The organism is Rhodococcus sp. NPDC049939, from assembly GCF_040656415.1.
GTDB lineage: Bacteria > Actinomycetota > Actinomycetes > Mycobacteriales > Mycobacteriaceae > Rhodococcus_F.
On the sequence record NZ_JBFAMC010000001.1, the window covers coordinates 1,776,076 to 1,797,332 of the forward strand.

General features: G+C 65.6%; 20 protein-coding genes. 19 read left to right on the forward strand and 1 reads right to left on the reverse strand.

Features of this window, described 5'->3' with window-relative positions; all coding sequences use genetic code 11:
• Positions 1-19 precede the first annotated feature (19 nt).
• The 13 genes from AB0I57_RS08085 to AB0I57_RS08145 all read left to right on the forward strand — a co-directional run bounded on the left by AB0I57_RS08085 (position 20) and on the right by AB0I57_RS08145 (position 16,095).
• On the forward strand, positions 20-1,363 hold the full coding sequence (locus AB0I57_RS08085; RefSeq protein ID WP_358332272.1) for a dihydroorotase: 1,344 nt from the start codon (positions 20-22) through the stop codon (positions 1,361-1,363).
• Entirely contained in the window at positions 1,360-1,926 is a 567-nt protein-coding gene (locus AB0I57_RS08090; protein ID WP_358332274.1) for a transporter, read from the forward strand. The genes AB0I57_RS08085 and AB0I57_RS08090 overlap by 4 nt, the downstream gene beginning before the upstream one ends.
• Positions 1,923-3,083, forward strand: a complete 1,161-nt coding sequence (gene carA / locus AB0I57_RS08095; RefSeq protein ID WP_358332276.1) for a glutamine-hydrolyzing carbamoyl-phosphate synthase small subunit — start codon at positions 1,923-1,925, stop codon at positions 3,081-3,083. Before AB0I57_RS08090 ends, carA begins: the two co-directional genes overlap by 4 nt.
• Positions 3,083-6,451, forward strand: a complete 3,369-nt coding sequence (carB, locus tag AB0I57_RS08100) for a carbamoyl-phosphate synthase large subunit (protein WP_358332279.1) — start codon at positions 3,083-3,085, stop codon at positions 6,449-6,451. Before carA ends, carB begins: the two co-directional genes overlap by 1 nt.
• Positions 6,448-7,281, forward strand: a complete 834-nt coding sequence (gene pyrF / locus AB0I57_RS08105; RefSeq protein WP_358332282.1) for an orotidine-5'-phosphate decarboxylase — start codon at positions 6,448-6,450, stop codon at positions 7,279-7,281. Before carB ends, pyrF begins: the two co-directional genes overlap by 4 nt.
• A 125-nt stretch (positions 7,282-7,406) precedes the next feature.
• Positions 7,407-7,727 carry an integration host factor, actinobacterial type gene (gene mihF, locus AB0I57_RS08110; protein WP_070378468.1) on the forward strand — a complete coding sequence of 107 codons (321 nt, stop codon included), beginning with the start codon at positions 7,407-7,409 and terminating at the stop codon, positions 7,725-7,727.
• An 8-nt stretch (positions 7,728-7,735) separates the two neighbouring features.
• Entirely contained in the window at positions 7,736-8,359 is a 624-nt protein-coding gene (gmk, locus tag AB0I57_RS08115) for a guanylate kinase (RefSeq protein WP_358332285.1), read from the forward strand.
• A 41-nt stretch (positions 8,360-8,400) separates the two neighbouring features.
• The gene (rpoZ, locus tag AB0I57_RS08120) at positions 8,401-8,706 is read left to right on the forward strand and encodes a DNA-directed RNA polymerase subunit omega (RefSeq protein WP_358332288.1); all 306 of its coding nucleotides are present in this window, start codon (positions 8,401-8,403) and stop codon (positions 8,704-8,706) included.
• 49 nt (positions 8,707-8,755) lie between these two features.
• Complete coding sequence (gene coaBC / locus AB0I57_RS08125; RefSeq protein WP_358333292.1) at positions 8,756-10,024, forward strand: bifunctional phosphopantothenoylcysteine decarboxylase/phosphopantothenate--cysteine ligase CoaBC; 1,269 nt, start codon at positions 8,756-8,758, stop codon at positions 10,022-10,024.
• Between the two features lie 220 nt (positions 10,025-10,244).
• Positions 10,245-11,459 (forward strand): methionine adenosyltransferase, encoded by a 1,215-nt coding sequence (gene metK / locus AB0I57_RS08130; protein WP_358332291.1) that lies wholly within the window; start codon positions 10,245-10,247, stop codon positions 11,457-11,459.
• Between the two features lie 64 nt (positions 11,460-11,523).
• Positions 11,524-13,569, forward strand: a complete 2,046-nt coding sequence (locus AB0I57_RS08135; RefSeq protein WP_358332294.1) for a primosomal protein N' — start codon at positions 11,524-11,526, stop codon at positions 13,567-13,569.
• A gap of 172 nt (positions 13,570-13,741) precedes the next feature.
• The gene (gene fmt, locus AB0I57_RS08140) at positions 13,742-14,665 is read left to right on the forward strand and encodes a methionyl-tRNA formyltransferase (protein ID WP_358332297.1); all 924 of its coding nucleotides are present in this window, start codon (positions 13,742-13,744) and stop codon (positions 14,663-14,665) included.
• Positions 14,662-16,095, forward strand: coding sequence for a transcription antitermination factor NusB (locus AB0I57_RS08145; protein ID WP_358332300.1), 1,434 nt, complete (start codon positions 14,662-14,664; stop codon positions 16,093-16,095). Before fmt ends, AB0I57_RS08145 begins: the two co-directional genes overlap by 4 nt.
• A 42-nt stretch (positions 16,096-16,137) precedes the next feature.
• Here AB0I57_RS08145 and AB0I57_RS08150 read toward each other — a convergent pair whose 3' ends face one another.
• Positions 16,138-16,476: an MmcQ/YjbR family DNA-binding protein gene (locus AB0I57_RS08150; RefSeq protein WP_358332303.1), complete on the reverse strand. Its 339-nt coding sequence runs from the start codon at positions 16,474-16,476 to the stop codon at positions 16,138-16,140.
• A 57-nt stretch (positions 16,477-16,533) separates the two neighbouring features.
• Here AB0I57_RS08150 and rpe point away from each other — a divergent pair, with 57 nt between their 5' ends.
• The 6 genes from rpe to AB0I57_RS08180 all read left to right on the forward strand — a co-directional run bounded on the left by rpe (position 16,534) and on the right by AB0I57_RS08180 (position 21,254).
• Entirely contained in the window at positions 16,534-17,217 is a 684-nt protein-coding gene (gene rpe, locus AB0I57_RS08155) for a ribulose-phosphate 3-epimerase (protein ID WP_358332306.1), read from the forward strand.
• An 81-nt stretch (positions 17,218-17,298) separates the two neighbouring features.
• Entirely contained in the window at positions 17,299-18,330 is a 1,032-nt protein-coding gene (ribD, locus tag AB0I57_RS08160; protein ID WP_358332309.1) for a bifunctional diaminohydroxyphosphoribosylaminopyrimidine deaminase/5-amino-6-(5-phosphoribosylamino)uracil reductase RibD, read from the forward strand.
• A gap of 11 nt (positions 18,331-18,341) precedes the next feature.
• A complete protein-coding gene (locus AB0I57_RS08165; protein WP_358332312.1) occupies positions 18,342-18,950 on the forward strand; it encodes a riboflavin synthase in 609 nt (202 codons plus the stop codon).
• A gap of 80 nt (positions 18,951-19,030) precedes the next feature.
• Entirely contained in the window at positions 19,031-20,284 is a 1,254-nt protein-coding gene (locus AB0I57_RS08170; RefSeq protein ID WP_358332315.1) for a bifunctional 3,4-dihydroxy-2-butanone-4-phosphate synthase/GTP cyclohydrolase II, read from the forward strand.
• A complete protein-coding gene (ribH, locus tag AB0I57_RS08175) occupies positions 20,281-20,772 on the forward strand; it encodes a 6,7-dimethyl-8-ribityllumazine synthase (RefSeq protein ID WP_358332318.1) in 492 nt (163 codons plus the stop codon). Before AB0I57_RS08170 ends, ribH begins: the two co-directional genes overlap by 4 nt.
• Positions 20,769-21,254, forward strand: coding sequence for a PH domain-containing protein (locus AB0I57_RS08180; RefSeq protein ID WP_358332321.1), 486 nt, complete (start codon positions 20,769-20,771; stop codon positions 21,252-21,254). The genes ribH and AB0I57_RS08180 overlap by 4 nt, the downstream gene beginning before the upstream one ends.
• The last annotated feature ends 3 nt before the right edge of the window (positions 21,255-21,257 follow it).

Consider the following 21,257-nt stretch of genomic DNA (forward strand, 5'->3'; position numbering starts at 1 on the left):
TGAGTGGCAGAGAAGTGAGATGGGTGACGGTGCAGTGACAAGAGAGACAGTGCTCATCGAGAACGTGCTGCTGTACGGGGAGGGCGAGCCCACCGACGTTCTCCTGGCAGATGGAGTCATCGCCGCGATCGGTGCGGATGCCGGCGCGGGGCGCGGCTCGGATGTCGAGGTGATCGATGCGACCGGGCAGATCCTGCTTCCGGGATTCGTCGATCTGCACACCCATCTGCGTGAACCAGGCCGTGAGGACACCGAGACCATAGACTCCGGCTCGGCAGCCGCCGCGCTCGGCGGATACACCGCGGTGTTCGCGATGGCCAACACCAGCCCCGTTGCAGACTCGGTCGTCGTCACCGATTACGTCTGGCGGCGCGGCCAGGAGGTCGGCCTCGTCGATGTCCATCCGGTCGGTGCCGTCACGGTAGGCCTCGAGGGCAGGCAACTCGCCGAGATGGCCACTATGGCGTCGGGCGTCGGGCGAGTCCGGATGTTCTCGGACGACGGCCTTTGTGTCCACGACCCCCTGATCATGCGCCGCGCCCTCGAATATTCGAGTTCACTCGGCGTGCTGGTTGCACAGCACGCGGAGGACCCACGACTGACCGTCGGCGCGGTCGCGAACGAGGGCCCCACCGCGTCCAGGCTCGGACTTGCTGGTTGGCCACGTGCGGCCGAGGAATCGATCGTCGTGCGCGACGCGCTGCTCGCCCGCGACGCCAACGCGCGGGTGCACATCTGTCACGCGTCCACGGCGGGAACCGTTGAGCTGATGAAATGGGCCCGTGGGCAGGGTATTTCGATTTCGGCCGAAGTTACTCCCCACCACCTGCTGCTCGACGATTCCCGGCTGGAGACGTACGACGCCGTGAACAAGGTGAACCCACCCCTGCGAGAGCCTGACGACGTCGCCGCGCTCCGCGCCGGGCTCGCCGACGGCACCATCGACTGCGTCGCCACCGATCATGCGCCCCACGCCGAGCAGGACAAGTGCTGCGAGTTCGCGGCAGCGCGTCCCGGGATGCTCGGACTCGAAACCGCCCTGTCTATCGTCGTGGCGACCATGGTCCGCACGGGCCTGCTCGACTGGCGAGGGGTGGCCCGGGTAATGAGTGTGCGCCCCGCCGAGATCGTCGGACTCGACGACCAGGGACGCCCGCTCGAGGTCGGTGAGCCCGCGAACCTGGTGCTGATCGACCCGGATGCCGAATGGACAGTTGACGGAGCCGCTCTCGCCAGTGTGTCGCACAACACTCCGTTCGAGGCGATGACTCTGCCTGCCCGTGTGACCACGACGATCCTCCGTGGGCGGATCACTGCGCGGGACGGCGAAGCGCGACTTCCGGCTCGCACCGGCGGGGGATGACAGTGGAGAGATTTCTTTGGGTGCTCGGCCTCGCGGTCTTCTGGGCGCTGGCCATCTACTTGATGTACATCGGTTGGCGTGGTCGCGCCCGACGTCAAACCGATTTGGTCGGAGAACTTCCCGTCTTGCCCGCACATCTCGGCGAACAGTTGCAAGCGCCGAGCACCGGACTGTATGTCGGCAGTACCCTCGCGCCGAGTTGGCAGGATCGAGTCGCGGTCGGCGACCTCGGATTCCGGGCTACCGGGGAGATCTCCCGATACGCCGCAGGCATCCTGCTCGAGCGCGACGGCGCTTCTGTGATCTGGATTCCACAGGCCGCCATCCGTGCAATCCGTACCGAACGCGGGCTCGCGGGCAAGGTCATGAGCAAGGACGGCTTGCTGGTGATCCGCTGGGAACTGCCTTCCGGCACCGAGATCGACACCGGATTCCGTGCCGATGACAAGTCGGTCTACCCCGCCTGGGTGAACGAGACGGATCCGTACGACAAGACAGACGAAAACGATTCAGCGAATGCGGCGAACTCTGGCGAGGTCGAGCAGAACGGAGAGAACGCATGAGCGGCTATGACACCGACTCGGCAGTACTGGTCCTCGAGGACGGACGGACCTTTCGAGGCACCACCTTCGGTGCCGTCGGCCAGACTCTCGGTGAGGCCGTCTTCAGCACCGGGATGACCGGCTACCAAGAGACCCTCACCGACCCGAGCTACCACCGCCAGATCGTGGTTGCCACCGCGCCACAGATCGGCAACACCGGATGGAACGACGAAGACGACGAGTCCGTCGGCCCGACCGGAAACACCTCCGAGTCGAGGATCTGGGTCGCCGGGTATGTAGTCCGCGACCCCGCGCGCCGAACCTCCAGTTGGCGCGCCACCGGGTCGCTGCAGGACGAACTCGTGGAGCAGGGCGTTGTAGGGATCGCCGGCGTCGACACCCGAGCCCTCGTTCGCCACCTGCGCACACGGGGTTCGATGCGCGCCGGGGTGTTCTCCGGTGACGCGGTGGCCGACACCGATGTGCTGCTCGAACGAGTGAGGAGCCAGCCGACGATGCTTGGTGCCGACCTCGCCGGCGAGGTCAGCACTACCAGCGGCTACGTCGTCGAACCGATCGGCGGGCAGGCCCGCTTCACGGTCGCCGCGATCGACCTGGGCATCAAGACCAACACCCCGCGCATGTTTGCCGAGCGCGGAATCAGGGTGCACGTCTTGCCATCCGATGCCACGCTCGAACAGATCCTCGATTTGAAGGCGGACGGGGTGTTTCTCTCCAACGGCCCCGGCGATCCGGCGACTGCCGACGGTGCCGTGCATCTCACGAAAGAGGTCATAGGGCAGGGTCTTCCTCTGTTCGGGATCTGCTTCGGCAATCAGATCCTCGGGCGGGCACTGGGTCTGGGCACCTACAAGATGAAGTTCGGGCACCGGGGGATCAATATCCCGGTTGTCGAACACGAGACCGGGCGCATCGCGATCACCGCCCAGAACCACGGATTCGCGCTCGAGGGCGAGGCCGGTCAGGAATTCGACACCCCGTTCGGCAAGGCCGTGATCAGTCACACGTGTGCCAATGACGGTGCCGTCGAAGGCGTTCGACTGCTCGACAACTCCGCCTTCTCGGTGCAGTACCACCCCGAAGCCGCGGCAGGTCCACACGACGCCGCATACCTGTTCGACCGCTTCACAAGCATGCTCGAGGGAGTCAAGAAGTAATGCCACGCCGTTCAGATCTCTCCCACATCCTGGTGATCGGGTCCGGCCCGATCGTCATCGGCCAGGCTTGTGAGTTCGACTACTCCGGAACCCAGGCGTGCCGGGTGCTGCGCGAGGAAGGACTGCGCGTCAGCCTCGTGAACTCGAATCCGGCCACGATCATGACCGACCCCGAGTTCGCCGATTCGACCTACGTCGAGCCGATCACGGCCGAGTTCGTCGAAAAGGTGATCGCCCTCGAAGCGGAGAAGGGGCACCCGATCGATGCGGTCCTCGCGACGCTCGGTGGACAGACCGCCCTCAATACCGCTGTGGCCCTGCACGAGAAGGGAATCCTCGAAAAGTACGACGTCGAGCTGATCGGCGCCGATTTCGATGCCATCCAGCGCGGCGAGGACCGGCAGAAGTTCAAGGACATCGTCACCAAGGTCGGTGGCGAGTCGGCGCGATCACGTGTCTGCTTCACGATGGACGAGGTGCACGAGACGGTTGCCGAACTCGGCTATCCCGTCGTGGTCCGCCCGTCGTTCACCATGGGCGGACTCGGTTCCGGCATGGCCTACGACGCCGAGGATCTCGAACGCATCGCCGGCGGGGGTTTGGCGGCGTCTCCCACCGCGAACGTGCTGATCGAGGAATCAATTCTCGGTTGGAAGGAATACGAACTCGAGTTGATGCGCGACGGCCGCGACAACGTCGTCATCGTCTGCTCCATCGAGAACGTCGATCCGGTCGGTGTGCACACCGGCGACTCGGTGACCGTCGCGCCCGCTATGACGCTGACCGACCGCGAGTTCCAGGAGATGCGCGACCTGTCGATCGCCATCCTGCGTGAGGTCGGCGTCGACACCGGGGGCTGCAATATCCAGTTCGCCATGAACCCCGACGACGGGCGCCTCGTCGTCATCGAGATGAACCCGCGTGTGTCGCGGTCCAGTGCGCTGGCCTCCAAGGCGACGGGATTCCCGATCGCGAAGATCGCGGCGAAACTTGCGGTCGGCTACACCCTGGACGAGATCGTCAACGACATCACCAAAGAAACCCCGGCGTGCTTCGAACCCACCCTCGACTACGTGGTCGTCAAGGCTCCCCGGTTCGCGTTCGAGAAGTTCCCCGGTGCCGATGGAACCCTCACCACCACAATGAAGTCGGTGGGCGAGGCCATGTCCATCGGCCGCAACTTCACCGAGGCGCTGGGCAAGGTCATGCGCTCACTCGAGACCAAGCAGGCCGGATTCTGGACCGGTCCTCAGGTCGAGACCGATGATCTGGACGCACTTCTGGGCGAACTCCGCGTCCCGCACGACGGACGCCTGTACGGCATCGAGAGGGCGCTGACCCTCGGTGCCACCGTCGAGCAACTGTACGACGCCACCGGTATCGATCCGTGGTTCCTCGACCAAATACAGCAGATCCATGAGCTCGGTGCCGGATTGCGTCAGGCGTCCGAGATCACCGAGCACGTACTTCGGCGTGCCAAGCACCACGGACTCTCGGATCGCCAGATCGCGGTGCTTCGCCCCGAAATCGGTGGCGAGGAAGCTGTCCGGGCATTGCGTGAGAAGTGGAACATCCACCCCGTCTACAAGACGGTGGACACGTGCGCCGCGGAGTTCGAAGCCAAGACGCCGTACCACTACTCCACCTACGAACTCGACCCCGAGGCCGAGACCGAGGTGGCGCCGCAGACCGAGAAGCCGAAGGTGCTGATCCTGGGTTCCGGTCCGAACCGGATCGGGCAGGGAATCGAGTTCGACTACTCCTGCGTCCACGCGGCATTGACGCTGTCCGAGGCCGGCTACGAGACCGTGATGGTCAACTGCAACCCCGAGACCGTCTCCACCGACTACGACACCGCCGACCGCCTGTACTTCGAGCCGCTGACCTTCGAGGACGTGTTCGAGGTGTACCGGGCGGAGTCGGCGTCGGGCACGGTGGCCGGTGCGATCGTTCAACTCGGCGGCCAGACTCCACTGGGCCTGGCGACTCGGCTGAAGGCCGCCGGGGTGCCGATCGTCGGCACCAGCCCCGAAGCGATCGACCTCGCGGAAGATCGTGGCGAGTTCGGCAAGGTCCTAGTCGAAGCCGGGCTACCCGCTCCCAAGTTCGGTACCGCCACCACCTTCGCCGCCGCCCGCGAGATCGCCTCGGGGATCGGTTATCCGGTGCTGGTACGCCCGTCGTATGTCCTCGGCGGCCGGGGCATGGAGATCGTCTACGACGAGCCCTCTCTCGAGGGCTACATCTCCCGCGCCACAGAGATTTCCGACGATCGCCCCGTCCTGGTGGACCGCTTCCTCGAAGATGCGATCGAGATCGATGTGGATGCCCTGTGCGATGGCACCGAGGTGTATCTCGGCGGGGTGATGGAGCACATCGAGGAGGCAGGTATTCACTCGGGCGACTCAGCCTGCGCCCTGCCGCCGATCACCCTCGGCCGTGCCGATCTCGAAAAGGTCCGTCGCTCCACGGAGGCGCTCGCCAAGGGCATCGGCGTCAGGGGCCTGCTCAACGTCCAATACGCCTTGAAGGACGACGTTCTCTACGTCCTCGAGGCCAATCCGCGCGCCAGCCGTACCGTGCCCTTCGTATCGAAGGCGACGGCCGTTCAGCTGGCGAAGGCGTGTGCGCGAGTCATGCTCGGCGAAACCATCGCCGAACTCCGCGAGAGTGGTGTCCTCCCGGCGTCCGGTGACGGCGGTTCCGCACCGGCCGACGCTCCGGTTGCAGTCAAGGAGGCCGTGTTGCCGTTCAACCGGTTCCGTCGCACCGACGGCACCGGTATCGACACCCTCCTGAGCCCCGAAATGAAGTCGACCGGCGAGGTGATGGGTATCGATGCGGACTTCGGCACCGCGTTCGCCAAGAGCCAGACCGCAGCGTACGGCTCGCTGCCTACAACGGGATCGGTGTTCGTGTCGGTCGCCAACAGGGACAAGCGCTCGCTGATCTTCCCGGTCAAACGTCTCGCAGATCTGGGCTTCCGCATCCTGGCCACCGAAGGGACGGCCGCGGTTCTGCGGCGAAACGGCATCACCTGCGATCGGGTGCACAAGCACTCCGGTGAGGAGCTCGAGGAAGGCCAGCGCACGATCGTCGAGAAGATCCGGGCCGGTGAGGTCGACATGGTGATCAACACGCCGTACGGCAACTCAGGGCCGCGCGTGGACGGCTACGAAATCCGTAGTGCGGCCGTGTCGATGAACATTCCGTGCGTCACGACCGTGCAGGGTGCTTCTGCGGCGGTGCAGGGAATCGAGGCCGCCATCCGTGGTGACATCGGTGTCCAATCGCTCCAAGCCCTGCACGCAAGGCTGCGGTCGCCCGAGGCAGACGTGGCTCCCGTCACCGAATCCGTCCCGTCGTGAGTGGACACCGTCACCCCTGGGTGCATCGGCTGAAGGCCGCGGTGGAGCATCGGGGGCGGTTGTGCGTCGGTATCGACCCACATCCGGATCTTCTCGAGTCGTGGGGTCTGCCCGCTACCGCGGAGGGACTCGAGACATTCGCCGAGATCTGCGTCGAGGCTTTCGTCGGCGAGGTAGCCGTGGTGAAGCCGCAGGTCGCGTTCTTCGAGGCATACGGGTCCGCCGGGTACGCAGTCCTGGAACGCACGATTTCGGTCCTCACAGCGGCGGGGACGCTCGTTGTGGCCGATGCCAAGCGTGGGGACATCGGTTCTACGATGGCGGCGTACGCGCAGTGCTGGCTGGGTGCACGGTCACCTCTGTCGTCCGATGCCTTGACGGTGTCGCCCTATCTGGGCTTCGGCTCGCTCGATCCGGCTCTCTCGCTCGCCGTGCAGCACGGTCGCGGGCTGTTCGTGCTCGCCCGCACATCCAATCCCGAAGGCGGCAATCTACAGGCCTCGCGGAGCCCCGAGGGAGTCTCGGTCGCCCAGTCCATGGTGGATGCGGCGGTCCGGTTCAACGCCACGGAACCCGGCCTGATGGGACTTGTGGTGGGTGCGACACGCGGACACGGACTGGATTTGTCGAATTTTTCCGGGGCGATTCTCGCGCCCGGCCTCGGCGCTCAGGGAGCGACGCCCGCCGATCTCCGGGAGATATTTCCGGATTCACGAAAGCTGTTGTTGCCGAGTAGTTCTCGGGGAATTCTCCGAGCCGGACCGTCGGTTACGGCCCTGCGCGAAGCCGCTCTGGAGGTCCGCGACGAGATCGAATCTGCACTTGCATAGCCCACTCGAATCCGGCTTCGGTTTCGGGGGTCGGTTCGCAATCGGGGCCGGGCGTGAGTACGGTCGCTATCGCTGCTGGTTATCCAGTGGTTTGCAGTATTTTCCAACGACGAGACGGAGGAACCGTGGCCCTTCCCCAGTTGACTGACGAGCAGCGTGCCGCTGCTTTGGAGAAGGCAGCTGCTGCCCGCAAGGCCAGGGCTGAGCTCAAGGAGCGCCTGAAGCGTGGTGGCACCGACCTCAAACAGGTTCTAAAAGACGCCGAGAACGATGAGATCCTCGGCAAGATGAAGGTGTCGGCATTGCTCGAGGCGCTGCCCAAGGTGGGCAAGGTCAAGGCGCAGGAGATCATGACCGAGCTGGAAATCGCCCCGACCCGTCGCCTCCGGGGCCTCGGCGATCGGCAGCGGAAGGCCCTGCTCGCCAGGTTCGACTTCGAGGCCTGAGAAAGACAGTGGTGGCTGGCGCACAGGTGTCAGATCAAGAAAATACAGTTCCGAGGGGCCGGCTGGTCGTACTGGCCGGCCCCTCGGCTGTAGGAAAGTCCAGCGTGGTGCGACTTGTTCGTGAACGGATGCCGGAGCTCGTCTTCAGCGTGTCCGCAACGACCCGCGAGCCACGCCCGGGCGAGGTGGACGGTGAGGACTATCGGTTCACCTCTCGTGGCGAGTTCGAGCGCATGATCGATTCCGGCGAGCTTCTCGAGTGGGCCGAGATCCACGGTGGACTCCAGCTGTCGGGGACCCCGGCGGCTCCGGTTCGCGAGGCGGTCGAACAGGGGAAGCCGGTACTCATCGAGGTCGACCTCGGTGGTGCGCGAGCGATTCGGGAGGCGATGCCCGAAGCGCTACTGGTCTTCATGGCCCCGCCCAGCTGGGAGGCGCTGGTAGGGCGGCTGACCGGACGGGGGACCGAATCCGCCGATGTCGTCGAACGGCGTCTCGCGACCGCGAAGATCGAACTAGAGGCGCAGGACGAGTTCGACGAGGTCATTGTGAACGAGGATGTCAGCCGATCGTGCGACGAGTTGGTATCCTTATTGGCTGGACGGTCGGACAAGTCTGGACCGATCAGCTAGTTCTCACATCCGCTAGCCAGAACTATCCCAGGAGATACCGAGTGAGTAGCACCCCCGCAGCAGCGTCCGCAACCCCAAGCCACGGCGCCCTGGCGGCCTATGACGTCCCGCTCGGAATTACCAACCCTCCGATCGACGAGCTGCTTGCCCGGACGTCGTCGAAGTACGCGCTGGTGATCTACTCGGCCAAGCGGGCGCGTCAGATCAACGACTACTACAACCAGCTCGGTGACGGCATTCTCGAGTACGTCGGCCCCTTGGTGGAGCCGGGTCTGCAGGAGAAGCCCCTTTCGATCGCCTTGCGTGAGATCCACTCCGACCTTCTCGAGCACACCGAGGGCGAGTGAGCGGAGGATCATCGTGCCTGAGCAGGCGATTGGACCGGGTTCAGGGTACGTGACGCAATCATCGGATTCGGCTCCGCGGGGCGTAGCGCGTAAGCGCATCGTCGTCGGGGTCGCCGGCGGTATCGCCGCGTACAAGAGTTGTTCCGTCATCCGCGCGTTCACCGAGAGCGGGCACCACGTACGCGTCGTCCCGACGGAGTCGGCGCTCGAGTTTGTCGGAAAGGCGACGTTCGAGGCGCTTTCCGGCAATCCGGTGCACACAGGTGTGTTCGCGGACGTCCCGCAGGTTCCGCACGTCCGTCTGGGGCAGGAAGCGGATCTCGTCGTCATCGCGCCGGCAACCGCAGACCTGATGGCCCGCGCCGTGGCGGGTCGGGCCGACGATCTCCTCACCGCTACGTTGCTCACGGCGCGGTGTCCGGTGATGTTCGTGCCCGCGATGCACACCGAGATGTGGGAGCACCCGGCCACCGTGGCCAACGTGGCAACTTTGCGCGCTCGCGGCGCGACCGTGATCGAACCGGCATCCGGGCGCCTGACCGGCCAAGACACCGGGCCAGGTCGGCTGCCTGAGCCTGACGAGATAGCTGGTTTGGCTTCGCTCCTGCTAGAGAGGCCGGATGCGCTACGCCGCGACCTCGAGGGTCGTCGGATCCTCGTGTCGGCCGGCGGTACTCGCGAACCGCTGGATCCGGTGCGGTTTCTCGGTAACCGCAGTTCGGGTAAGCAGGGGTACGCCCTCGCCCGTCTCGCGGTGCAGCGGGGAGCCCAGGTCACCCTCGTGTCCGGCTACACCGCCGGACTTGCCGAACCGTCCTCGGTCGAGATGGTCCATGTACGCACTGCGGAGGACATGCGGTTCGCGGTCGCCAAGAATGCGTCGGGAGTCGATGCGGTGATCATGGCGGCGGCGGTGGCCGACTTCCGCCCGTCGAAATCGGAGACGAGCAAGATCAAGAAGGGTGCGGGCGAACCCGACTCGATCACACTCACCAAGAACGAGGACATTCTCGCTGGTCTCGTCCAGTCTCGCCGCGACGGTCAGATCCCGTCGTCGACCATGATCGTCGGTTTTGCCGCCGAGACGGGGGACGACGAAGGGGATGTACTCACCTACGCGCGAGCCAAACTTCAGCGCAAGGGCTGCGATCTCCTCGTCGTCAACGCCGTCGGCGAGGGCAAGGCATTCGAGGTCGACCACAATGATGGATGGCTACTCGGCTCCGACGGTTCGGAGTCGGCGCTCGAGCACGGATCGAAAGCACTGATGGCAAGTCGTGTGCTCGACGCCGTCGCTCAACTGGTCCGGACCCGATGAGCGAAGTCCCGAAGTGTCTTGGCGGTCGAAGACGCGCCGGAGCAAACCCACGTCGGAGTGGACTCGTCGAATCCCGCCAGTTCCACTGCTGAGAAGATCACGTGCGACGATGACATGGGCGCCCCGTTGGGGTCGTTCGCGCGAATCCGCAGCTAAGCTGCCTTAAAGTGTTGATCAGAGACAATTGTTGTTCAGAGGCAACTGTCGAGAGGGGAATTTTGTGAGCAAGTCTGGTAGTCGGTTATTCACCAGCGAGTCTGTGACCGAGGGGCACCCGGACAAGATTTGTGATGCAATCAGTGACTCCATCCTCGACGCGCTCCTCACCGACGACCCCCGTGCCCGGGTCGCCGTCGAGACGCTGGTCACCACCGGCCAGGTTCACGTCGCTGGTGAGGTGACGACCACCGCCTACGCCGACATCCCGAAAATCGTGCGCGACACAGTGCTCGAGATCGGGTACGACTCGTCCGCGAAGGGCTTCGACGGAAACTCCTGCGGCGTCAATGTGGCGATCGGGGCACAGTCTCCCGAGATCGCTCAGGGCGTCGACCAATCGCACGAGGTTCGCACCGGAGAGCTGAGCGATGACGAGATCGACCGTCAGGGTGCCGGTGATCAGGGATTGATGTTCGGGTTCGCCACCACCGACACCCCCGAGCTGATGCCCTTGCCGATTGCACTCGCGCACCGTCTGTCGCGTCGCCTCACCGAGGTGCGCAAGACCGGCGTGTTGCCCTACCTGCGCCCGGACGGCAAGACCCAGGTCACCATCGAGTACGACGGTGACAGGCCGGTTCGCCTCGACACCGTGGTCATCTCGACGCAGCATGCCGCCGACATCGACCTCGACAATCTGCTCGCCCCGGATCTGCGGGAAAAGGTGGTCGGTTCGGTCCTCGACGAACTCGCCATGCCCAGCCTGGACACCTCTGACATCCGACTCCTGGTCAACCCGACCGGCAAGTTCGTGCTCGGTGGTCCGATGGGTGATGCCGGACTCACCGGCCGAAAGATCATTGTCGATACCTACGGCGGTATGGCCCGCCACGGCGGCGGTGCATTTTCCGGTAAGGATCCGTCGAAGGTGGACCGGTCGGCGGCCTACGCGATGCGCTGGGTGGCCAAGAACGCTGTCGCAGCAGGACTCGCGGAGCGCATCGAGGTCCAGGTTGCCTACGCCATCGGCAAGGCTGCGCCGGTGGGTCTGTTCGTCGAGACGTTCGGCACGGAGAAGACGGATCCGGTCCGTATCCAGCGAGCGATCGTCGAAACCTTCGACTTGCGTCCGGGCGCCATCATCCGGGACCTCGACCTTCTGCGCCCGATCTACGCGCAGACGGCAGCCTACGGTCACTTTGGGCGCACCGATATCGTCCTCCCGTGGGAGAGCGTGGACAGGGCGGAGAAGCTGCGCGCGGCCGCAGGCCTTTGATCGGTTGTCGCGGTGAGGTGGGCGCCGTGGTGGTAGCGGCGCTCCCGTGAGCGCAGGCGGTGTCGTGAGCCCACAAAAGGTTGAGGCAGAAGTAGATCCGATCGCCAAGGTGCTGCCTCTGCTTCCGCTCGCCCACCTCGACCGCGAATTCGACTATCTGGTTCCACGGGATCTCGACGCCCAGGCGCAACCGGGAGTCCGGGTACGCATCCGATTCGCTGGACGCCTTGTCGACGGATTCGTGGTCTCGCGCACCTCGACGAGTGAACATCAGGGGCGATTGGGCTGGCTGGGGCGCGTGGTCTCGGCGGAGCGGGTGCTGTCCCCTGAGATCACCAGGTTGGTAGACCTCGTTGCGCGGAGATACGCCGGAACCCGCGCCGACGTGTTGCGCCTGGCAATTCCGCCGCGGCACGCGAGAGCGGAGTCCGAGGCTGTGTCACAGCCCACCGAGGGTGGGCGCGTGTCACCGCCCACCGCAGTCGAGCCTGTCCAATTCGAGAGAACGGCGTGGGCCAGGTATGTCCACGGTGAAGCGTTCCTGACCGCTCTGTCCGAACAGCGCTCACCGCATGCAGTCTGGCAGGCGCTACCCGGAGAAGACTGGTCGACGCGTCTTGCGGAGTTGGCCGCACTGGTCGCAGGTACCGGAGCGAGCACCGTGATAGTCGTCCCCGACCAGCGCGCGCTCGATCGTGTGGTCGCTTCGGTGGGGGCGCTGCTCGGCAGCGATGCGGTCGTCGGATTGTCGGCGGGGCTGGGTCCGGCAACGCGTTACCGGCGGTGGCTGGCCGCGCTGCGCGGCGCGGCCGCGGTTGTGGTGGGGACGCGAAGTGCGGTCTTCGCGCCGACCCCGCGAACCGGGCTGATCGTGGTCTGGGACGACGGGGATGACAATCACTCGGAGCCACGGGCACCGTATCCGCACGCACGCGAGGTGGCGTTGCTGCGCGCATACGCGAGCAATTGCGCGGTAGTGCTGGCCGGATATGCCCGGACGGCCGAGGCGCAGGCTCTCGTCGATTCGGGATGGGCACACGATCTGGTGGCCTCCCGTGACACCGTCCGCGGCGCCGCCCCCAAGATCACCGCACTCGCAGACAGCGACCACGCACTGGCCCGTGATCCCGGCGCACGGGCCGCTCGATTGCCTGCCATCGCATTCGAGGCGGCCCGTCAGGCTCTCGGAGCGGGCAGGGGCGTGTTGGTCCAAGTTCCCAGGCGCGGGTACGTGCCAAGCCTCGCGTGCGGCAAGTGCCGGGCCCCTGCACGCTGCCGCCGGTGCAACGGCCCCCTCGCCTTGCCGTCCGCTGCAGGCCCTGATGGAGCTGCGACACCGGCATGCCGATGGTGCGGCATCGCGGATAGTGCGCACCGCTGCCATGCGTGCGGTGCGCGAGCGTTGCGTGCCGTCGTCGTAGGAGCGGGCCGTACGGCCGAAGAGCTCGGCCGCGCGTTCCCGGGTGTCGCGGTTCGGATGTCCGGGGGCACGGACGTCATCGACGAGGTGAAGCAGGGTCCAATCCTCGTGGTGTCGACAGTCGGTGCAGAACCCGTGATGACAGGCGGATACGGTGCCGCCCTGCTGCTGGACGGGTGGGCGCTGCTGGGCCGTCCCGACCTGCGTGCGGCGGAGGAAACACTTCGAAGGTGGATGACGGCCTCGGCGCTCGTGGTTCCTTTCAGCGAAGGCGGCCAGGTGGTCGTCGTCGCGGACTCAGGTATCCCGACGGTTCAGGCGCTGGTCCGGTGGGATCCGGTCGGACACGCGCGCGCACAGTTCGAGGAGCGTGCGGAGGTCGGATTTCCGCCTGCGATCCATCTGGCTGCGATCGACGGCAGCGCCCGGGGTATCGCCGATCTTCTCGATGTCACCGAGCTACCTGGGTATGCGGAATTGCTCGGCCCGGTCGAGTTGCCCGCAGGGGAGCGGCTTCCGTTTTCCAGCGACTCGCCGGAGCCGGCCGAGGTCGAGCGCATGCTGATCCGCGTGCCACGCAGTGACGGGAGCGCACTGGCCAAGGCGCTACGTGAGTCGCAGGCGGTGCGCAGCGCGCGCAAGGATTCGCAGCCGACGCGCGTCCAAATCGATCCCATCCACCTCGGGTAGTCGACCGCATCCACCTCGAGAGGCATAGCCGAATCCCACCGGGCTTGCCCAGTTATATCGACTGGCCCAGACTCCCTAGACTGGTCGGCACATCGTCCGAGAAGGGGAGTTGCTTCGTGAGAATCGTGTCGGCCCTCACCGCGGGCCACCGTCCATCGTGTGAGTCGCCGTCGTGCGCATAGTCTTTGCCGGAACCCCCGAACCAGCAGTGCCTTCCCTCGAGCGGCTGATCCGCTCCCCGAACCACGACGTCGTGGCAGTGATCACCCGACCAGACGCTATGGCCGGTCGCGGACGCAAAGTTTCCCGGTCGCCGATCGGTGAACTCGCGGACTCGCACGGAATCGAGGTGCTGACCCCGGACCGACCCTCGGATCCGGAGTTCCTCACACGCCTGACCGACCTCGCGCCAGATTGTGCGCCCGTTGTCGCCTACGGCGCGCTGCTGCCCCAGAAGGTCCTCGACATCCCGGTCCACGGCTGGGTCAACCTGCACTTCTCGTTGTTGCCGGCGTGGCGCGGGGCAGCGCCCGTTCAGGCTGCGATCGGCGCGGGCGACGACATGACCGGTGCGAGTGCGTTCCGGCTCGAAGTGGGTATGGACACCGGTCCGGTCTACGGCGTGGTCACCGAACGGATCCGTTCCACCGACACCGCCGGTGATCTCCTCGGGAGGTTGGCCGACAGCGGAGCGGCGCTTCTCGAGTCCGTTCTCGACGGAATCGAGGCCAGTGCGATCTCCGCGGTCCCGCAATCGGCAGAGGGTGTCTCCTATGCGCCCAAGGTATCGGTTGATGCGGCCCGGATCCATTGGGACAGAACGGCAATGGTGGTCGATCGGCACATCCGCTCGGTCACCCCCGCTCCGGGCGCCTGGACGACGATCGGTGACCTGCGAGTCAAGGTCGGCCCCGTCGCGCTGACGGATGAACAACTCGAACCAGGGGAGATCTCGGTGAGTAAGACGGGCTTGCTGGTGGGCACGTCCACAGTGGCCGTGCGACTCGATCGCGTTCAGCCGCAAGGTAAGAAGCAGATGGCCGCCCTGGACTGGGTGCGCGGCGCCCGCCTCGACGCCGAGGCGCGGGCACAGTGAGCGAATCCAGAAGACCGGCACGCCGCGGACGGTCCGGTTCGGGGGCACGCAACAACCGACCCCGCCAGGCACGCCGCCCCGACGCATCGTGGGCAGGCCTGGATCAGCCGCGGGTGGCGGCGAGAGACGTGTTGCGAGCGGTCCGTGAGCGAGATGCCTACGCGAACCTCGTGCTGCCCGGTCTCCTACGGGAGCGCCGCATCGACGGCCGGGACGCAGCTCTGGCTACGGAACTGGCCTACGGTGCGGCCCGTGCGCGCGGACTCCTCGACGCAGTCATCGCCGAGTGCGCAGGCAGGCCTGTCGAGGAGATCGACGGACCCCTGCTCGATGTTTTGCAACTCGGCGCCTACCAACTGTTGCGCACTCGGGTGGCCCCACACGCCGCGGTCGCGACATCGGTCGACCTCGTGCGGGCGGAAGCGGGACAGGGGAAGGCCGGCTTCGTCAACGCCGTGCTGCGCCGGGTGTCCGAGCACACGGAATCCGAGTGGGTGGAGCGTCTGGCCCCCACCGACCCGGTGGGTCGATTGGCGTTCGAACACGCGCACCCGACGTGGATCGCCCAGGCGTTCTCCGACGCGCTCGGCCCCGACGCCGGAGAACTCGAGGACGTGCTCGTCGCGGACGACGCACGACCGGTGGTGCATCTGGTCGCCAGGCCGGGAGAGATTTCCTCGGAGGAACTCGCCCTCATGACGGGAGGCGAGGTGGGACGGTACTCGCCCTATGCGGTGTACCTCGACGGCGGAGATCCTGGACTCCTCGATGCTGTTCGTGAGGGGTTTGCCGGCGTTCAGGACGAAGGCAGCCAGCTGGTCGCCCTGGCACTTTCCCGCGCCCCGCTCGAAGGGCCGGACACCGGTCGTTGGCTCGATCTGTGTGCGGGTCCGGGAGGCAAGGCGGCGCTACTCGGCGCTCTCGCGGAAATCGAGGGTGGGCGAGTCGATGCGGTCGAACCGGTCGAGCACCGCGCCGACCTGATCCGCAAGACGACCAGGGAACTCCCGGTCGACGTCAGGGTCGCGGACGGCCGTGATCCAGGGCTCGAGAGCGGGTATGACCGTGTTCTGGTCGATGCGCCCTGCACCGGTCTGGGTGCGCTGCGCCGTCGCCCTGAGGCGCGGTGGCGCAGGAAGCCCTCCGACGTGGCCGGACTGGTGAAGCTGCAGCGGGAACTTCTCGCGTCGGCTATATCCCTGGTACGCCCGGGCGGGGTGGTGCTCTATGCAACGTGTTCGCCGCACTTGTCGGAGACCGTCACGGTCGTCGCAGACGCGGTTCGGCGCTATGGCCTGAGCGCCCTCGACACCCGTGAGTTGGTTCCGGGTGTGCCGAATGTGGGGGACGGCCCGAGCGTTCAGCTGTGGCCGCACCGCCACGGCACCGACGCAATGTTCTTGGCCGCACTACGCAAGCCGTCGAACTGACGACACCTTGGTCGAGTCGCGTTCGAGCACCCTCCGGTCGATTCAGAGCTGGTCGAACCGATTGCTCAGTTCGGGGGGTGCCTTGACACGCCACGCCCGCCGGAGGAGTTCGGTCAACTCGGCACCTTCGACCTTCTCGAGGTTGACGAGTATCGAACCGGATCCGTCGTAGTGCGGCGTGGTGTAGTACGGGCCGCCCTGTGCCAGCAGTGCGGCTTTCTCGTCGAGGCCGCACATCACCGCCAGAGCGCCGTCGGACTCGATCCGCAACCGGGCGAGCAGCGTGCCCGCCACCTTCAGTGCCGGGGTCTGGTACGCGGTGCTTTCCTCCACCTCCGGTAGAGACAACCCGATCTCCACCACATCCGTCCAGGTCTGCATACCCCCAGTATGGACCGCATGCCTGGACTCGGACTCGCCGCCGACTAAACTCGCCGTGTGGCAACCCCGATGATTGCACCGTCTATTCTGTCCGCAGATTTCGCGCGTCTCGCCGAGGAGGCGACGGCGGTGGCTGGCGCCGACTGGCTGCACGTCGACGTGATGGACGCGCATTTCGTGCCTAATCTGACAATCGGCCTTCCCGTGGTGAAGAGCTTGCTCGCAGCCACCGACATTCCCCTCGACTGTCATCTGATGATCGAAGATCCCGATCGTTGGGCGCCGTCCTACGCCGAGGCAGGCGCACACAACGTCACAATCCATGCCGAGGCCGCCGACGACCCTTGTTCTCTGGCCAGAGACATTCGTGCTGCGGGGGCGAAGGCTGGACTCAGCGTCAAACCCGGAACGCGGATCGAGCCCTACGTCGAGATCTTGAAGGACTTCGACACTCTCCTCGTGATGAGCGTGGAACCCGGGTTCGGAGGTCAGTCGTTCATGCCCGAGGTCCTGTCCAAGGCGAAGACGATTCGGCGCCTCGTGGACTCCGGCGAACTGACACTGGTCGTCGAGATCGACGGTGGCATCAACGCGGACACCATCGAGGCAGCCGCGGAGGCGGGAGTCGACTGCTTCGTGTCCGGTTCCGGGGTCTACGGCGCAAGCGACCCGGCGGAAGCGGTGCGTGCTCTGAGGGCCGCCGCGGCGAAAGCGTCACCGCATCTTACGTCGCCGTTGTAGCGACGCCATCACAACACGAAAGCCGACAGTGTGAAAGTTTCTGCGCGACATAAGAACTCGGAAGCAGATCTTGACGCGGCCATGCAGATCGCCATCGGCGCTGCGGAATCGGCTCGCGGATTCACAAGCCCCAATCCTCCGGTGGGCGCGGTTGTACTCGATTCCTCCGGGCGCATCGCCGGAGTCGGTATGACGCAGCCCCCGGGTGGTCCACATGCCGAGATCGTGGCGCTACGTGAGGCGGGCGACGCTGCGCGCGGTGGCACGGCAGTGGTCACTTTGGAACCGTGCAATCACCAGGGCCGTACAGGTCCGTGCTCGCAGGCTCTCGTCGATGCAGGCATCGCGGCGGTGTACTACGCGGTGGGCGATCCGAACCCGGAGGCGGCCGGCGGCGCGGCGACGCTCGCTTCGGCAGGGATCGAGGTGAGTTCCGGCTTGCGCGAGCAGGCTGTGGAAAGCGGCCCACTGCGGGCATGGCTTCACCGGCAGCGCACCGGCCTGCCACACGTGACCTGGAAGTACGCGGCCACCCTCGACGGACGTAGCGCTGCCGCCGACGGCACCAGCCAGTGGATCACCGGCCAGGAGGCCAGGGCGCGGGTTCATGCGGATCGGGCCAAACTCGATGCCATCGTGGTCGGCACGGGAACGGTATTGGCCGACAATCCACGACTGACCGCGCGAACGGCCGACGGATCGCTCGCGTCACATCAACCGGTACGTGTCGTCGTCGGTCTCACAGATATTCCGGCGGACGCCCATGTCCTGGACGACTCGGCACCCACACTGCGTCTACGCACGCGGAATGTGGACGAGGTCGTCGCGGCGCTCGCGGAGTACACCGACGTTCTGCTCGAGGGCGGGCCGAGGCTGGCGGGTGCGTTCCTCTCGGCGGGCCGGGTCGACCGGATCCAGGCCTATGTTGCGCCACTGGTACTCGGTGCGGGTGCCGCCGCGATGACGGAGGCAGGTGTGCAGACGATCGACGACGCTCTGCGCTTCCGTTTCGAGTCGATGGAAACAATCGGCCCAGATTTGTTGTTGAGTCTGGTTCCGGCTTCGGCCGGCAGCGCTGATCGCCCGCAAACCTCTGATCACCCAGAAATCTAGGAGTCGCCACAGTGTTCACCGGGATCGTCGAAGAGTTGGGCGAAGTTGTCGGAAAGGAGGAACTGGCCGATGCTGCGCGGTTCACCGTGCGCGGCCCCGTCGTCACTTCCGATGCGTCTCACGGCGATTCGATCGCGGTGAACGGGGTGTGCCTGACCGTGGTAGACGTGCTGGAGGACGGCTTGTTCACCGCCGATGTGATGCAGGAAACGCTGAACCGGTCGAGCCTGGAGAAGATCGACGTGGGCAGCCGTGTGAATCTCGAGCGGGCCGCCGCGCTGAACAGCCGCCTGGGCGGACACCTCGTCCAGGGGCACGTCGACGGAACCGGGCGCATCGTGAGTCGCAATCGGTCCGAGAACTGGGAGGTCGTGCGCATCACTCTTCCAGAAGCCATTTCTCGGTACGTGGTGGAGAAGGGATCGATCACAGTCGACGGCGTGTCGTTGACCGTCTCTGCGCTCGGCGGTGAGCGGGGGGACGAATTCTTCGAGATCTCGCTGATCCCGACCACGCTGCAACTGACCACTCTCGGGACCGCGGACGTAGGTACGGCCGTGAACCTCGAGGTCGACGTGATCGCGAAGTATGTGGAGCGGCTGCAGGCGGCAGACCGCTGAGTCGTAATGTTGAGGAGCATCCCTCGGATGTATCCGTTGTATCGCAGATGCGCAGGACAAGACTTTTGGAGACCGAATACGTGACCAGGTTCGACAGTATCGAGCGCGCCGTTGCGGACATCGCCGCAGGTAAGGCCGTCGTCGTCGTCGACGACGAGGACCGTGAGAACGAGGGCGACCTCATCTTTGCCGCGGAGAAGGCCACCCCCGAACTGGTCGCGTTCATGGTTCGGTACACATCCGGCTACCTGTGTGTGCCGCTCGACGGTGCGGATTGCGACCGCCTTGGTCTGCCACCGATGTACGCGACCAACCAGGACAAACACGGCACCGCATACACGGTGACCGTTGACGCGCGTGAGGGCATCGGAACCGGTATCTCGGCATCCGACCGTGCCGCCACCATGCGGTTGCTGGCGAACCCGACCAGCGGCGCGCATGACTTCACCCGCCCCGGACACGTTGTGCCGCTGCGGGCGAAGGAAGGTGGCGTGCTGCGGCGACCGGGCCACACCGAAGCGGCCGTCGACCTGGCCCGCATGGCAGATCTGCGTCCCGCCGGTGTGATCTGCGAGATCGTCAGCCAGAAGGACGAGGGCGCGATGGCGCAGACCGACGAACTCCGGGTCTTCGCCGACGAGCACGACCTCGCGCTGATTTCCATCGCGGACCTGATCGCTTGGCGCCGCAGGCACGAGAAGCAGGTGGTGCGCGTGGCGGCCGCGCGCATCCCCACCCGGCACGGCGAGTTCACCGCCGTCGGGTACCGCAGTATCTATGACGACGTCGAGCATGTGGCACTGGTTCGTGGCGACATTGCAGGTCCAGGTGGTGACGGCGGTGACGTGCTGGTGCGAGTGCACTCCGAATGCCTCACCGGGGACGTCTTCGGCTCGCTCCGGTGCGACTGTGGCCCGCAACTGGAGGCCGCTCTGGACATGGTCGCCCAGGAGGGCCGAGGTGTGGTCCTGTACATGCGCGGACACGAGGGCCGGGGAATAGGCCTGATGCACAAACTGCAGGCATACCAACTGCAGGATTCTGGTTCGGACACCATCGATGCCAATCTCGAGCTGGGCCTGCCCGCCGACGCCCGCGACTACGGCATCGGCGCCCAGATCCTCGTGGACCTCGGTATCTCCTCGATGCGCCTGCTCACCAACAATCCCGCCAAGCGCGTGGGACTCGATGGGTACGGGCTGCATATCACCGAGCGGGTGTCGATGCCGTTGCGCGCGAATGCCGAAAATCTGACGTATTTGCGCACGAAGCGCGACCGGATGGGCCACGACCTGATCGGACTCGACGACTACGACACGGGTGAGATCCTATGAGTGGCGAGGGAACGCCCGACCTGCAACTGGGTGAGGCGGGCGGTCTCCGGCTGGCGATCGTCGCCGGCCGGTGGCACAGCGAGATCTGCGATGCGCTGATTGCAGGCGCACAGCGGGTAGCAGACGAGGCCGACGTGAAGGATGTCACGTTGGCTCGGGTCGCCGGTGCCATCGAGCTTCCGGTTGTGGCGCAGGCACTCGCTCGTACCCACGATGCCGTCGTCGCTCTCGGTGTCGTCATTCGCGGTGGTACCCCGCATTTCGAATACGTCTGCGAAGCCGTGACGGCCGGCCTGACCCGTGTGTCGCTCGACGAGAACACGCCGGTCGGAAACGGCGTGCTTACGACGGACACCGTGCAGCAGGCGATCGACCGCAGCGGAATGCCAGGCTCGGCCGAGGACAAGGGTGGCCAAGCATGTGCGGCTGCCCTCGATGCCGCGGTCACCCTGGCGAAGCTGCGTCAGGTCGCGGAGACAGTCAAGTGATCGGGAAGCAAGTGATCGAGAAGCGTTCCACGTCCCCTGCGGCATCCGAGTGGGAGTTCGTCGCGAGGCCTCGGAAATCGCGCCGGTGGGCGTTCGGGGTGGCGATTCTCATCGTCGTCCTTCACGTGACGTTCGCGATTCTGCTTCGCGGTGACGGAACGGGTGTCTACTTTCGTTTCGCCGACCAGGTGGCTTTCGCGGGAATCGGTTTTCTCCTGGCAGCCGGGGTGTTGTTGCTGACCCGTCCGAGGGTGAGGATCGGACCCCGGGGCATCGCCGTGAGGAACGTGCTCGGTGAGCGCATCGTCGACTGGGACCTCTACGAAGGTTTGTCCTTTCCGGACGGAGCGGCGTGGGCTCGAATAGAACTCCCCGACGACGAGTACATAGCGGTGATGGCCATCCAGTCGAACGACCGCGAGTATGCCGTGGACTCCGTACGCCGATTCCGCGAACTCGTGTCGGAGCACGCTCCGACCTGACCG

Excerpts from the sequence above, each read along its gene's own strand:
- AB0I57_RS08085 (WP_358332272.1), top strand. The coding sequence starts at position 20 with ATGGGTGACGGTGCAGTGACAAGAGAGACAGTGCTCATCGAGAACGTG.
- AB0I57_RS08090 (WP_358332274.1), top strand. The coding sequence starts at position 1,360 with ATGACAGTGGAGAGATTTCTTTGGGTGCTCGGCCTCGCGGTCTTCTGG.
- carA (WP_358332276.1), top strand. The coding sequence starts at position 1,923 with ATGAGCGGCTATGACACCGACTCGGCAGTACTGGTCCTCGAGGACGGA.
- carB (WP_358332279.1), top strand. The coding sequence starts at position 3,083 with ATGCCACGCCGTTCAGATCTCTCCCACATCCTGGTGATCGGGTCCGGC.
- AB0I57_RS08150 (WP_358332303.1), bottom strand. The coding sequence starts at position 16,476 with ATGCAGACCTGGACGGATGTGGTGGAGATCGGGTTGTCTCTACCGGAG.
- ribD (WP_358332309.1), top strand. The coding sequence starts at position 17,299 with ATGCAGATCGCCATCGGCGCTGCGGAATCGGCTCGCGGATTCACAAGC.
- ribH (WP_358332318.1), top strand. The coding sequence starts at position 20,281 with ATGAGTGGCGAGGGAACGCCCGACCTGCAACTGGGTGAGGCGGGCGGT.